Origin of the sequence: Neobacillus oceani (assembly GCF_046237595.1) — a bacterium.
Lineage (GTDB): Bacteria > Bacillota > Bacilli > Bacillales > Cytobacillaceae > Bacillus_D > Bacillus_D oceani.
In genome coordinates this window covers 1,243,752-1,257,599 of sequence record NZ_CP143543.1, presented here as the reverse complement: position 1 = coordinate 1,257,599, position 13,848 = coordinate 1,243,752, and the positions used below count along the sequence as shown (strand labels likewise).

The window sequence follows — 13,848 nt, the reverse complement described above, 5'->3', positions numbered from 1 at the left end:
TTCTGAAATCATAGCAAATTCATTTATAGAAAGAATTTTTAGATGTAACTCCGGAAAATTCAAAAAATCTTTGGAGAACTTCTGAACCTTCGCAAAAAAGTTCTAATAAAAATAGTATAAGAATGAAAATCTCAGAGCCTTTTCATACTCTGAGATTTTTCGCGCCTATATTACAGCTAAATTGTGAGTTGTTATCTTTTCTATTTTTTATCCGACATACGTTGGGATTTTCCCGAAACGTTTTTAAATATCCTTTACATCGATTAGCTTAAAACGCTCACATACCACCAACATATCTTCTGAAAATTGAAGTCCTAAATTACTTAACTCTTCTGTAAAGAATTTTATGTGAGTTTCTTTCCAGTATTGATATGTTTTATCTCCTTCGCCTTCAGCAATTGCAAATTCCTCTGGAACCTCATTCATTGGCATTATTTTCACATCTACCGTTTTAATGATCGCCAAAGGTTCGTCTTTGCTGTTTAGAATAATACTATAGTCCTCAACAGAAGGCAGTGGCGCATTTTCGATTTCATAAAAAATGAGTCCAGAACAAGTCGCTGTTTTTACCCCATCTATTACTAAATGAGCCAAATAGTCCGGATCGTCCCCAAATTGCCACGCACTTACTGACCTCGGTTTTTCTTGGCTCCGGGACTCCCAGTATTCATTCCAATATAGTTGCGATGCTTCGTTCACTATCTTCTCTCCCTAAATTTTTGATTAACTTTTTTGGCTTTATTGATTTTAAGAAAAAAATGCCTAATTCCTCCGCATTTTGACTGGGAATTAGACTAATGTTCTTTAATAGTAGCATTTCGCTTATATATATTTTGTTTCATCTTTAGGGTTTGACAACAGCGTTTTTTCGAGTTCAAGCCTCATTTTTTCCGTTTCGAGTAGATAGTTTTGGTGTTTGAGTTTTTCCAATTCCAATTGGTCTTTCACCATACTGGCTGTTATTTTTGACTGTTTTTGAATATGGCTTGTAATAATACCAATGATTGGAATCCCAAATATCATAATAACCGCAATAGTCCCGGTCATGGCCGCCCCTCCTTTTTAGTGGAAAACATGTACTTCTAAGTAAAATAATAGCAAACTTTTCTGAAAACTGATAATCAAATTTTGAAAAATGATGTCATTTCATTAATTGTTTTACCTTATTTCGTTCCATTTAAAGTCTTGAGCCGAGGGTGAAAGAATGGGCATTTTTATTGTCATGAACTCCTTTGGTGTTCCTTTATTAAATTCATAAAATTTTTAGCGTGGGTGGAGACATAATGATTTTCCAGCCAAATAACCCCTATGGAAGAGGTCATATTTTCACTGCTCATTGGGATTGTATAAAGACTATCGATCCCATAGACATCCAACACAGATTCAGGGATTATCGTGGACCCCATTCCTCCCTTAACCAACTCCATTAATAATTTCATATCAGAACACTCCGCAATATGATTGAGCTCAAGGTTTTGCCTAGTAAATGCTTCAAGAATTGTATGATAAATGCCCAGACCCTCGGTACTTGGAATAATAAGAGGATTTTTCGAAATTTCTTCCAATGAAATAGCGGTCGTTTCCTTATTTGTTACAAAGTAAAAGGGCTCATTTTGTATATGCTGGTAAGTAAAACCGCGATGTTCAAGTGGCAGGCGTACAAACGCGATTTCAATTGACCTCGCTTTTACCATCTCAGCCAAATAATAAGAATCATTTTGAACAATTTTTAACGTTACAAGTGGATACTTTTTGTGGAAGGATTGGATGATATCCGAAAGTCCTGAAAGAGATAAAGTATTGATTCCTATCGTTAATACCCCTATTTTTCCTTCCTCGGTTTCCTGTATTTCATGTTTTATTTCTTCCAGGCTGTTCACAACATTCAGGGCCCTTGTATAAAGTACAGTGCCTTTATCGGTTAATTCCATACTTTTGCCACTTCGTTCGAACAATTTAACACCTAGCTCATCCTCCAATTGTTTCAGCTGAATGCTTAGTGGCGGCTGGGTCATGTGGAGCCGTGCGGCGGCAGCTGTTAAATTCTTTTCCTCAGCAATTGCAATGAAATACCGCAATTGTTTAATGTCCATATACTTCTCCTTCTATTTAAAAAATGTTTAGTTTCTATTCGAATTATATATTTTTAAAATAGTTAGGTCCATGCTATGATAACCTTCATGTTCATTTGAAAGTTAAAGCAGGAAGGTGATTCATTTGGAGCGTTTTTTTAAATTTAATCAATATGGTACATCAATTGGAAAAGAAATTTCCGCGGGTCTTATTTCATATATAACTGTAGCCTACATTATTATTGTGAATGCGATGATACTGGCGCAAGCAGGAATTCCGATGGAGGCAGGAATTATCGCCACCATATTAACCAGTTTTTTTGGTTGTTTAATCGTCGGCTTATGGAGTAATACCCCTCTTCTCCTCATTCCAGGGATGGGGATCAATGCGATGTTTACTTTTACAATTGTTCAGTCTGGAGGATTTACTTGGCAGGAAGCGTTGGCGATCGTGTTTGTTTCCGGTCTGATTTTTGTTGTGATTGCCTTTACACCAACGGCGAAGATCATTACTGCCTCTATTCCTAATTCCTTAAAAGAAGCCATAACCATTGGAATAGGGATCCTATTGATTTTAATCGGTTTTGAAAATGCGGGTATTATTACGAAATCTGACCACACGCTGCTAGCAATTGGAGATTTAAGCAGCCCCACAGTCCTCATAACATTTGCTGGTTTGATTATTACGATTTTATTATTTGTAAAAAATGTACCAGGTAACCTGTTAATAAGTATAGCTATCACATCGTTTTTAACCATTTGGCTTGGAGGATCTCCCATTAAGGGTGTTTCCCTTTCATTACCATCCTTTAATGAATACTTCGGCGTGTTTGGCCAACTATCTTGGGCACAAGCAGGGAATATCGTGTTTTGGCTAACGTCTATCTCTTTTGCAATGGTCATTGTGTTTGAAAATATTGGCTTAATACATGGACATAGCAAAATGCTAAACCGGCCTGAAAGCAGCAAAAAATCTCTGCAAGCAACTGCTGTTTCAGTTTTATCTTCCGGAATCTGCGGTACGAGCCCTACAGTAGCGTCTGTTGAAGCGGCAGCAGGAATTACAGCTGGCGGAAGGACAGGGTTAACAAGCATTGTCACTGGATTTATGTTCCTTATTTCTATCCTGTTTATACCAGTGATTAAAATGGTTCCAGCAAGTGCGGTATCGCCAATTCTTATATTAATAGGGCTTCTTATGTTGCAAAACATTGCCCAAATTTCAATGGATGACTTAACAGAGAGTATTCCTGCACTGCTAATTATTGTATTGATTCCATTAACGTATAGCATTGCGGATGGAATGGCCATTGGCTTTATTCTCTATCCACTGTTTAAGTTCTTAATGGGGAAAGGAAAGGAAATCCACCCTGTCCTGTATATGATTGCGATTCTGTTTATTAGTAATTTTGTTATACAGTATGTTTTTTAAGTGGATAAGAAAAGAAAAAATAAAAGGTTAAATGCCATTGATTAGCACCGTATTTTGCGGTGCTTTTTGTTTTTTGGAAAATAAAATAGCCCAGCTCTATGAACAAAGCTATCCAGATATTAATTTAATGTTGTTTAACTAAAGCACCCGTTTGTTTAATAAAGATAGGTCATTTACTGTGTTTTATTCATTCATTAGTTTCGTCCCCTTTAGAAAAATATTTAGTGAAAGAATGCAGACCTATCCCTGCATAGTGCCGCGTCTGAATACCTCTAATTGCTTGCGGGATGCAGAATTCTTTCTCCAATGGAATATGGAACATTTGCTGTTAAAAAGAAACTGTATCTTCCTGAAACTGTGGCAGAACAGATGACTGGAGCCGAAGCATTTTATAAAGATTTTCCTAAATGACAGTTTAACGGAATGTACTTTCCCGGAAGAGAGTGATTTTGGCACAAAAAAGGGAACGATAATTGAAATGGTTTTTACAAAAATGAAGGAATTTTCAAAAAGAAAGAAGAATACTATTAATGGTATTGCTTCGTAAAACGATAGCTAGAAAGGAGGATCAATATGACGAATGAAACTGCAGTAAAAAAATTACCTGCAAGGAGCGAGGTTCCGGTTGAGGAAACGTGGCGCCTTGAAGATCTCTTTGCGTCTGATGATGACTGGGAGAAGGAATTCCAGGAAGTGAAAGTGCTTATTCCAGGAGTAAGCGCCCATTGCGGAAAACTCGGTGAAAGCGCAGATAGCCTTTACACCGCTTTGCAGGAACACGACCAGCTCCTTGATCGGATTGGCAGTTTGTATACATATTCCCACCTGAGGTACGACCAGGATACCGGAAATTCCTTTTATCAAGGAATGGATGGCAGATTGAAGGCATTTTATTCCCAGGCGGCAAGCCAGCTTGCTTTTATCGTGCCGGAAATTCTTTCAATTGATGAGCAAAAAATCAAAGGATTTTTGGAGGAAAAACCTGAGCTTAAGCTGTACGAGCATGCCCTAGAAGAAATCAACCTCCAACGCCCGCATATTTTATCCGCTGAAAAGGAGGCGCTCCTGGCTGAAGCCGGTGAAGTGATGGCTGCGTCATCAAACACGTTCGGTATGCTGAATAACGCGGACCTGGAGTTCCCACAAATTAAGGATGAAAACGGGGAAGAGGTCGAAGTGACCCATGGCCGCTACTCTAGATTCCTTGAGAGCGCGGATGCAAGGGTGCGCCATGACGCGTTCAAGGCAGTTTTTGATACGTACGGAAAGTTCAGGAACACATTTGCGAGCACACTTAGCGGCCAGGTGAAGAAGGACAACTTCAATGCCCGTGTCCGCAACTATGATTCTGCCCGTCAAGCCTCGCTGGCCGCGAACAATATCCCGGAAACCGTCTATGACAATCTTGTTCATTCAATCAATAACAATTTGCATTTGCTGCACCGTTATGTAAAGCTTCGCAAAAAAGTGCTTGGCGTCAACGAGCTTCATATGTATGATTTGTATACTCCGCTTGTGAAGGATGTCAAGATGGAGATTTCGTACGATGAAGCCCGCGACCTCGTGTTGAAGGGCCTTGCACCGCTTGGCGAGGAGTATCAGAACATCCTGAAAGAGGGCTTTGATAACCGATGGGTCGACGTCCACGAAAACAGAGGGAAGCGGAGCGGGGCGTATTCTTCGGGTGCTTACCGTACGAATCCGTATATTCTGATGAACTGGCAAAACAATGTGCACAACCTGTTTACGCTTGCCCATGAATTCGGACACTCGGTCCATAGATATTATACAAATAAAACCCAGCCATATCCGTATGCCAATTTCAGCGTTTTCGTTGCCGAAGTCGCATCAACCTGCAATGAAGCGCTTTTGAATGATTACCTGCTAAAAACAATTGATGACGAGCAAAAGCGTCTGTACTTGCTCAATCACTTCCTTGAAGGATTCAGGGCGACTGTATTCCGCCAGACGATGTTCGCGGAGTTCGAGCACCAAATCCACAAGAAGTCCCAGAACAACGAAACACTTACGGCAGATTCTTTGACCAAGGATTATTACGAGCTGAACAAAAAATACTTCGGCGGCCAGGATATTACCATTGATGAAGAAATCGGCCTCGAGTGGTCAAGAATTCCGCATTTCTATCACAACTACTATGTTTACCAATATGCGACAGGCTACAGCGCAGCAACCGCATTAAGCAGGCAAATCCTTGAAGAAGGACAGCCGGCAGTCAACCGCTACACCGACTTTCTGAAAGCCGGTAGCTCCGACTACCCAATTGAGGTACTCAAAAAAGCCGGCGTCGACATGACCAGTCCGGAACCAGTCGACAATGCCTGCAAAGCCTTCGAACAAGCACTAAACGAAATCGAACAAATCCTAAGCTAATGATTAGGGGCCAGGCGCCATCTCCAATAGCAGGGTGCCTGGCCTCTTTTTAATCGCCCCGTTTGTTTAATAAGAACAGGGACGCTTATTAAACAATCGGCGCCCGTTTGTGAAAAACCTTCCGATTTTATTTTTTGGTCACAATTAGAGCCCTTTTCTATAACCAAAAAACACGTATCCGCTCAGACATAATTGAATAACGCTTAAAGCTAAAAACGGATTAGTTACTAAATATGATTCCTCTAAAATAATGCTGGAGATTTATGGTGTATCCTAAATAACGGCTGGTCTATTGAGTCAGCTACTCAAATTTTTAATAAGGAATGGGATCACGAGTTTTTTTCAATCTGAAAGTTATGGGAATAATAAACTCCATCATAAAATTGAAAAACGAACTTCGAATAAGAAAAACATAGGGAGATATTTGTCTTCCTATGTTTTCATTCATATTATTTATCTGTTTGTTTTTGCTTCTTTTTCAAATACTCCGCACGCATTTTTTCAAGTTGCTGCTTTTTATCAAATTTAGCAGGCTTCTGTTTTTCATGAAACTTTGTCACAGCTAACTTACCTTTGGTATCCAGTTGATATTTTCCCACTTTGTTCACCTACTTTTCTTGTCCCTAAAGAGAATCTATTTAACAAATATAATATACCTTATTATACTTAAGTAAACCTCATTACTTTATTAGTGTAATGCTAACCTGCATATAACGGTAAACCCTGTTATTAACTTTTATACTAATATCTTTCTTGATCCAAATATCACCTTATTCAACTCCCTGCCCCGTAAGCACAATAAGAGGTCGATAAAATGTGTATTAAACCCTCCTTTTTCATTTATAAGATTCAGGGATTAAACTTATTTTTCTTCCAATTAAAATTTGTTCTACAAACGGAATTTTGCCATTCTTTATTGACTTAATAGTTTCTTCCGTCATTTCGGCTCCTGACTTTTTAGCACTTACAACAGCTACACCGGAAGTAGAGGAATTTGCAGGTAATATTATTATTTCAACTTTGGTAACAAGAGCTGTTTGAATGTAGGATGGAAAAATCAATGTAATGTAATAATCTTCATCACTATTATTGCTAATATCGTATTGCCATTCTAATTGTAATTGGTCATTCAGTTCTGTAATTTTACTTTCGGATTTAACAACTTCATAAGGGTTTTCGTCACTGCAACCTGCAAGAAGAAACATAATTAAAGATAGGAAAAATAGCGGTTTTAGCATACCTGGTGATACCAGTTTTTTATCCATATTGTCTCCCAGTAATTTTTCCTTAATTTTACCATTTCATAAGGATTATACCTTCTTATGAAAGTGAACTTTTCTTAAACTATCCTGCCCCGTATGTTGAATAAAGACTTCTTAAAAAAATGCGTTAATCCTTCCTGAATCAACGCATCCGTTTGACAAAAAAAACCATCACGCTTTCTTCTTAATCAAATTTATTACATAATAAATTTGTGAAATTAAAAACGATAGTAGAAAAATAATTACTGTTCCTATTGTGTAAACGGCTTCCTCTGCTGGATCGCCCCCACCCTTAAATACAGAACTAAATATGAAAAAGAGAAATACACTTCCAATTATAGTTAAGAAGAACATTCTAATATATTTTGACATATAATCTCACCTTCCTAAAATATCAAAATTCCCGTCCTTAAATATATTACACGTCCTATCATTTATGTCCTTCTTCTTCCGCTAAACTGCCCCGTTTATACAATAAGGAATTCAATAAAAAAGGCGGTTAATCCTTCCTGGAACAAAGCACCCGTTAGTTTAAGAAGATGTATGTTATTGGATGTATTCAACATCTAAGCTGATTGGTGATTTATTCGTATATGAAATCCAATAATTAATTTCATTAGAGTACTTTACTTGTCTTGCATATTCACCAAAAACTTTTACGTGCTTTATGCCAGACTCATTTGGGACCATAACATTCACATTCAATGGGTCAGAAATAAAACTATCACCACCATTTAATTCTGGGCCTCCTATACCTATCTCCCAATTACCATCGTTCACCTTGATAAATCCGATATTTAACTGCTCATTTTTTTTACTCTTATAGATGACAACTATATAGTCATCTTTAATGTCATAGTCGATCACTCTTTCATACTCTTTACCTTCACTGCTTTCAAGAATTTTTACGATTTCATCCTCAAGGAAAATTCCTTTAGAACATCCTATCAATAAAAAAATTAAAATTAATGGGAAACCAATATATATTCGTTTAATACTTTTCAAGTTCATCCTCCTTCTTTCAATGCCCTGTCGTATTTAACTAACTTCACCTTTTCCTTAATACGTTCGAAATGAATTAAAGTTTTAATTTTCAATAATTTCAATATACAAAGTTTCAAATGTCTATCTTTTCTTATTGAACTAAACTGCCCCGTTTGTTCAACAAGACTCTTACTCAATCTTCGGGGTTTTCATTAAGAACCCAAGGAATATTAGCCTCAAAGCCTAACTTTAGGGCTGGGGTTGGGAATCCTCGCGGTACAAAATCTAAATCCCTTGAAAATCCAATTTTGAAATTCTCTATCTCAATATTGTTGTCATTAAAGTTATTGAATGTACATAATTCTCCTTCTAACACTCTTCCAACAAGATAATACTCCCCTAAATATAACCGTGTGTTATCTTCCTCTGAAGGGAATTCTGAAAGATGTGCGGGTATTGCTGGATTTATTCCTAGTTTGTTGAATATATCGGATACAGAAGTCTTTAAATGCTTACAGGCTTCAACATAATTTTTACAGTACAAACAGTTACAGACCGTGGTATCTGTGTTGTAAAATTCTCGTTTCTTATGAATATCAGCTGCTAATAACCATTTTTCTATTTTAATCTTTTGTAGCATTATCCTACCTTCTTCCTGTTAAAACCCTTTAATTTGCTTTCGTTCATTAATGTAAAATTGCGGCGGCACGAATTAACCATCCTTCTTGTGCTAACCTGCACCTTAAGCTAAAGTATTCAACAAAAAGGACGTTAATCCCCCTTTAGGGATCAACGTCCGCTTTAACTTATTTGATTGGAATTGGTGTATTGATTAACTGATTTTTATCGATATCAAAAGCTACTAAGAAATATTCTTTTGCTTCTTGTAGTGTAACCCCATTAAATCGTGCATATGAAACATCTCCTGCTTCATTTGAATTATAAGAAGTAGAATGGATGCTCCGTTCTTCATCAGATTGGATTACAAAATGTATATCTTCACTTTTACTCTGTGATAAATCATAATAGATCGTTGTTGATATTGGGGTTGTTACTACTTTTTGAACTGTGACCTTATCTCCCGTAGATAATTTCACTGTTTGATTTAATTCATATATTTTTCTTTCTTTTAATAATTCGGCTTGGGATACGTCCACTTTAAATGTCCAAGGTTGTGCAATAGCGGTATCGTGTTCCCAAGTATCATAAGTGATTTCCAATTGAACCATTTCTGTTTCAATCGACTGGCTTAGGTCAATATCGTTATAGATTGTAAACATGGAAGAATTCAATTCAATCGATTGACTGCCAGTTGTAACCGAGTAGTCTTGCCCATTGATTTTCACCTTTGGTTGAATGGTTGTTTGGTAATCAAATTCAACACCTTCTGCGGGCTCAAATGTTGCACTTAAAACTACTTGTCGAGTGTCCATCATAACTTCGTTCAACGTTAATTTACCAAGGTGGTTTTCCGCCGTTTCTCCAATTGCAGTTTTAAAAGAGGAAAAATCCAGATTCTCGTTGTCAGGATAAATATATTTTTCAATAATTCCTCCAACAAAAGGCATACTGGCAATTGTCCCTTTTTCAGCCAAGAGCGAAAAGCTTAGAACAAAAATAGCCATGGCTGCAATACTTACTTGTATCCATTTTTTCTTTTGATTTTTCAAAGAGGACTTTTTTCTAATCTTTTTCAAGATCCTTTTTTGTTCCATTTGGCTTAGAGGTATTTCCTCAAATTCACTTAAATCCATTTTCACATTGTTTAAATCTTTAAAGACCGACAAATTAGAACACCTCACTTTTTTTTAAAATACTTTTTAATCTTTTTCGCCCACGAGAGAGTTTGTTATGAACCCACGACTCTTTTAAATTAAATTGAGTAGCAATTTCACTAGATGGAACACCTTCAATGTAATATTTCTCAAAAATAATCCGTTCTACATCAGAAAGTTCAAGTAACAAGTCCTCAGCTGAAAAATTTTCAATTATTGAGTGTGAATGAGTTGCGTTTCTTTTTTTTATTTCAATACTTTTAACCAATTGCATTTCTTTTGCCGATTTCCTTACTGAATCAATTGCCTTGTATTTAGCAATGGCAGCAATCCATTGCTTAAACTCATTTTTATTAGGATCAAACGAATGAATATGATACCAAATAGAAGTAATTACATCCGCAAAACATTCTTCGATATCTTGTTGACTACCCAAGTACTTCCTAATAATTGAATTAAGTAGACCTCCATAGTTCCGCAATAGAAAAGCTATGGCCTCTTCATTTTTAAGTTTAATCTGTTGGACAACGTTTTCCTCACTTACAATCAATATCAACCCTCCCTCTCTTTTGAAACCTCACCTTTTAATTCGTTTGTTTTTAATAAATCCTATCAGTTATCAATAAAAAAACCGATAGAAATTTCTATCGGTAAAAATAAAACGTACCCTTCTTCAACTAAACTGCTCCGTTTCCTTAATAAGGAATTCAACAAAAGGGCGGTTAATCCTTCCTGGATCAACGCACCAGTATGTTTAAGTAGATTTATTCACAAACTTTGATTCATTACAGGAGTGTTGCCCCGTTTTAGGTTGTTATTATCAACGGCGTGAGAAACATATGCAGTAGACAAACGGATTAAGTGCTTTTCCCGTATACAATCAAAGACTATGGTATTCAGGCAAAAAATATGGGAACGTCTGATTTGGACGTTCCCGTTCTTATTCCGTTAAAGACCCCGTTAATGAAATATGGTAATTTATTTATGATAATCTTACCAGTGTACTTGAAGTTTATTACCATTTGGGTCATAAAAGTGGAAAAAGGCATGACCATTATCTTCTTTTATATCCTCGACCTTAACTTGATTATCAATTAAGTGTTGATGAAATTTAGATAATTCTGGACTTGTAAAGCCAATGCTAAAGGCAGGTTTATTATCAATTGTAAAATGTGCAAATGTATCATCTTCAGTAGGAACTAAAGTAATCAAAAAGGGTCCTTCATTAATTTTTAAAATCGCAAACGGATCTTCAGTAATAGTTAATAATTGAAGTCCTAACACATCCTTGTACCATTGTGCAGACTGCTCTAAATCTCTAACAGGGATTCTAATATAATGTACTTGTTCAATGAATGATTTACTCAAAATTTATCTCTCCTTTATTTAATTGGATATAAAATATCAAAATCAAATGTCTGAATCTCATGAGCTGGTACTTCAAAAGGATTAAATGAGTCAAGTCGATTTGGTTCAAGAGAAAAAGCATCAGTACCAATATCAATTTGGTATCCTTTTTCTCTAATCCATTCACTCAAATAGGTATATCTACGATCCATCTCTGCCCTACTGAAACAACAGCAATCGATTTTAGCATACTTTCTTTTGGGTATAGTCAAGCATATACACTCCTGTGGTGTATGAGCAATATCACTCACTTTAACTCCTATCCAAAGCTCAACTGTTCCATCAGATTGCATCATATTCCCTTGATTATAAAAGACAATACCTTCATTTCCTTCCATTGTTATTGAACGATCAGAAGATAGTATTTCCTTTAGTTTTTTCCATCCTTTTCTGACTTCCAGCCCTGCCTCAAAGTTTTCCATGCGACCTTTAACTTTTAAAGCTATCATGTTAAACGGTTCAATAGTAACTGTATTAACTTCTAATTTTCTACTTTTTTGATGCTTCTCTCGTTGGCCCAAAAGAACTTGCAATGATTGTGGAGTTCGTTGAGGAAGATAATCTTCTAAAGGAAAAATGTTTCTTACAGCTCTGTCACCCATACAGTTTGCTCCTTTTCTATAATAGGTAAATAGACTCGTACACACACGTTATTGTCAGACGAACTTACATAAGAGGATTGATATTGAGCAAACCACTGTCTAGAATCATCTAGAATATATTTTTCACCACTTACAATCCAGCGGTGAATGATTTCTAAAATACCAGTAAGTGTTCCGTATGACTTTGTTTCTATTACAGCGAATAACCCACCATCCAATTTCTTTTGATTAATTTTATGAGTGGTAATATCTTCATGTCTGAAATAATTGGTAATGCCATATTCACACCAATGCCCCAATTCATTTTCAGCATCATAGTTGTATGAGAAGTAAAGCAAGCAATTAGAATAGTCTATAGATGGATTTAATTGTAACCATTCAGATAAAGTTTCATCAGCCTTCTTTTGGCAATCATATCCGTAAATCCTACTATATGCCACACAAAAAGATTCTGTTTCCTCTACTTTAATCAGTTCAGCTTTTAACTGGCGTTTAATTGGCAAATATAGTTTCATTCGAACAAGTTTCTCATTAAAGGTAATGTACTCTTCCAAATAGGTATGTGAACCTTCAGTAAACGAACTTTTAGGTAACCACTCTGAATACATTTGATTCCATAATGATATAACACTGTAATCGCTAGTTGATGGTGTGACACCTACTGCATACATTCCACCCTGAATAGTTTTAATTTGCATTCCGGCTATTGAGTTAAAGATAGGCTCTTCAAAAGAAATTATTATTTCATATGCATATAGTTTTGATTTCTCATCCAAAACTTCATCGAATTCTATATTTCGTCCAAAAAGCCTCATTTTTTTCTGGTCTAAATCAGATTTTTGAATTAGCTTTTGAACTACTATAAGTGCATCCTTTTCAATTCCATCTAATAGGTTTGATTTATGTATATAACTTAATACAGTCATTTCTTTCAGTTGAATTACTTTAATATCTGGATATCTATCGAACAGTTCCCGTCCCTCTAAGTAATTTATTTTTTCGTATAAATCAATCCGATCGAAACTAAAGAACAAATCAGATTCTTGATATACTTTCGGAGTAATTCCAACTATTTTCTTAAATGACTTTGTAAAAGAAGCCTGTGATTCAAAACCAACAATAAGTGCAATGTCCAAGATTGATCGCTTTGAGTATTTTAAGTGGTCTGAAGCGATGCTGATTTTTCTTTTACGCATGTAGTCTTTTACTGGATACCCAGTAAGAGAGTAAAACATTCGGTATAAATGCGGGAGTGACACGGCAGCTTTTTTTGCAACTTCTTCTAACTCTATTTTCTCTTCGATATTCTCCTCTATAAAATCTATTGCTGCTTGAACACTAACTAGGTAATTCATTATTCACCACCTTTTTAAAGATACTCTAGCGATCTTCTGTAAGAACTCCTCTTTGTTGTAACTATATCAAAGATACAGACTTTATTTTTGTCCTTTTTTATCAAAAACTGTGTTGCTTTAATACTCTATTCTTAAATCTAAATTTTAACATAAATATCCAAACAAATTCTTACCCTTAATCATGAATTTTAAAATGTTTTCACTAAATAAGGTTGCTATTTGTTGCATAGTATACGTCTCTATGTAATTGCAATGATGACATGCTTCTTCAACTAACATGGCCCGTTTGTTTAATAAGGAATTCAACAAAAGGTGCTTAATCCTTCTTGGATCAAAGCACCCGATAGTTTAAGTACATTTCTTCACAAACTTCCTTTATTAAAGGTGTACACTTTCAGCAATTTGAACTATTTTTTCTATAACTTGAATAACTTCCTCGTTATCTTTATTTACAACTAAATGGTTAGCTTCACCTTCTAGTGTGTCAACCCTTGAATTTATTTTAGTGTTGTTTAAAGACGTTAGTTCCTTTAAGAAAATCGGAAACTAACTATTTGAATATATCCAA

Annotated in this window: 14 protein-coding genes; 2 read left to right on the top strand and 12 right to left on the bottom strand. The window is 36.0% G+C overall.

Annotated features, from left to right (window positions below; genetic code table 11):
• Positions 1-243: 243 nt before the first annotated feature.
• From V1499_RS06375 to V1499_RS06365, 3 genes are all read right to left on the bottom strand, one after another.
• Complete coding sequence (locus V1499_RS06375) at positions 244-699, bottom strand: ASCH domain-containing protein (RefSeq protein WP_409274717.1); 456 nt, start codon at positions 697-699, stop codon at positions 244-246.
• A 123-nt stretch (positions 700-822) separates the two neighbouring features.
• The gene (locus V1499_RS06370; protein WP_409274716.1) at positions 823-1,047 is read right to left on the bottom strand and encodes a hypothetical protein; all 225 of its coding nucleotides are present in this window, start codon (positions 1,045-1,047) and stop codon (positions 823-825) included.
• A 173-nt stretch (positions 1,048-1,220) separates the two neighbouring features.
• Positions 1,221-2,093 (bottom strand): LysR family transcriptional regulator, encoded by an 873-nt coding sequence (locus tag V1499_RS06365; RefSeq protein WP_409274714.1) that lies wholly within the window; start codon positions 2,091-2,093, stop codon positions 1,221-1,223.
• A 124-nt stretch (positions 2,094-2,217) separates the two neighbouring features.
• On the opposite strand from V1499_RS06365, the gene V1499_RS06360 reads away from it, so the two are divergent.
• Positions 2,218-3,504, top strand: a complete 1,287-nt coding sequence (locus V1499_RS06360) for an NCS2 family permease (RefSeq protein ID WP_409274712.1) — start codon at positions 2,218-2,220, stop codon at positions 3,502-3,504.
• A 573-nt stretch (positions 3,505-4,077) separates the two neighbouring features.
• The gene (gene pepF, locus V1499_RS06355) at positions 4,078-5,895 is read left to right on the top strand and encodes an oligoendopeptidase F (protein WP_409274710.1); all 1,818 of its coding nucleotides are present in this window, start codon (positions 4,078-4,080) and stop codon (positions 5,893-5,895) included.
• A gap of 449 nt (positions 5,896-6,344) precedes the next feature.
• On the opposite strand, the gene V1499_RS06350 is transcribed toward pepF, so the two are convergent.
• The 9 genes from V1499_RS06350 to V1499_RS06310 form a co-directional block, all read right to left on the bottom strand.
• On the bottom strand, positions 6,345-6,494 hold the full coding sequence (locus tag V1499_RS06350) for a hypothetical protein (protein WP_409274708.1): 150 nt from the start codon (positions 6,492-6,494) through the stop codon (positions 6,345-6,347).
• 237 nt (positions 6,495-6,731) lie between these two features.
• Positions 6,732-7,160, bottom strand: coding sequence for a hypothetical protein (locus V1499_RS06345; RefSeq protein ID WP_409274706.1), 429 nt, complete (start codon positions 7,158-7,160; stop codon positions 6,732-6,734).
• Between the two features lie 543 nt (positions 7,161-7,703).
• Positions 7,704-8,162, bottom strand: a complete 459-nt coding sequence (locus V1499_RS06340) for a hypothetical protein (RefSeq protein WP_409274705.1) — start codon at positions 8,160-8,162, stop codon at positions 7,704-7,706.
• Positions 8,163-8,334: 172 nt separating this feature from the next.
• Positions 8,335-8,781, bottom strand: a complete 447-nt coding sequence (locus V1499_RS06335; RefSeq protein ID WP_409274703.1) for a hypothetical protein — start codon at positions 8,779-8,781, stop codon at positions 8,335-8,337.
• Positions 8,782-8,947: 166 nt separating this feature from the next.
• Positions 8,948-9,928, bottom strand: a complete 981-nt coding sequence (locus tag V1499_RS06330) for a DUF4179 domain-containing protein (RefSeq protein ID WP_409274701.1) — start codon at positions 9,926-9,928, stop codon at positions 8,948-8,950.
• Between the two features lies 1 nt (position 9,929).
• The gene (locus tag V1499_RS06325; protein ID WP_409274699.1) at positions 9,930-10,466 is read right to left on the bottom strand and encodes a sigma-70 family RNA polymerase sigma factor; all 537 of its coding nucleotides are present in this window, start codon (positions 10,464-10,466) and stop codon (positions 9,930-9,932) included.
• Positions 10,467-10,909: 443 nt separating this feature from the next.
• Complete coding sequence (locus V1499_RS06320; protein WP_115450675.1) at positions 10,910-11,284, bottom strand: VOC family protein; 375 nt, start codon at positions 11,282-11,284, stop codon at positions 10,910-10,912.
• Between the two features lie 14 nt (positions 11,285-11,298).
• A complete protein-coding gene (locus V1499_RS06315) occupies positions 11,299-11,925 on the bottom strand; it encodes a GyrI-like domain-containing protein (protein ID WP_409274697.1) in 627 nt (208 codons plus the stop codon).
• Positions 11,907-13,280, bottom strand: a complete 1,374-nt coding sequence (locus V1499_RS06310; protein WP_409274695.1) for a helix-turn-helix domain-containing protein — start codon at positions 13,278-13,280, stop codon at positions 11,907-11,909. Before V1499_RS06310 ends, V1499_RS06315 begins: the two co-directional genes overlap by 19 nt.
• Positions 13,281-13,848 lie beyond the last annotated feature (568 nt).

Coding starts and splice junctions, on each gene's coding strand:
- V1499_RS06370 (WP_409274716.1), bottom strand. CDS start 1,047: ATGACCGGGACTATTGCGGTTATTATGATATTTGGGATTCCAATCATT.
- V1499_RS06365 (WP_409274714.1), bottom strand. CDS start 2,093: ATGGACATTAAACAATTGCGGTATTTCATTGCAATTGCTGAGGAAAAG.
- pepF (WP_409274710.1), top strand. CDS start 4,078: ATGACGAATGAAACTGCAGTAAAAAAATTACCTGCAAGGAGCGAGGTT.
- V1499_RS06345 (WP_409274706.1), bottom strand. CDS start 7,160: ATGGATAAAAAACTGGTATCACCAGGTATGCTAAAACCGCTATTTTTC.
- V1499_RS06335 (WP_409274703.1), bottom strand. CDS start 8,781: ATGCTACAAAAGATTAAAATAGAAAAATGGTTATTAGCAGCTGATATT.
- V1499_RS06315 (WP_409274697.1), bottom strand. CDS start 11,925: ATGGGTGACAGAGCTGTAAGAAACATTTTTCCTTTAGAAGATTATCTT.
- V1499_RS06310 (WP_409274695.1), bottom strand. CDS start 13,280: ATGAATTACCTAGTTAGTGTTCAAGCAGCAATAGATTTTATAGAGGAG.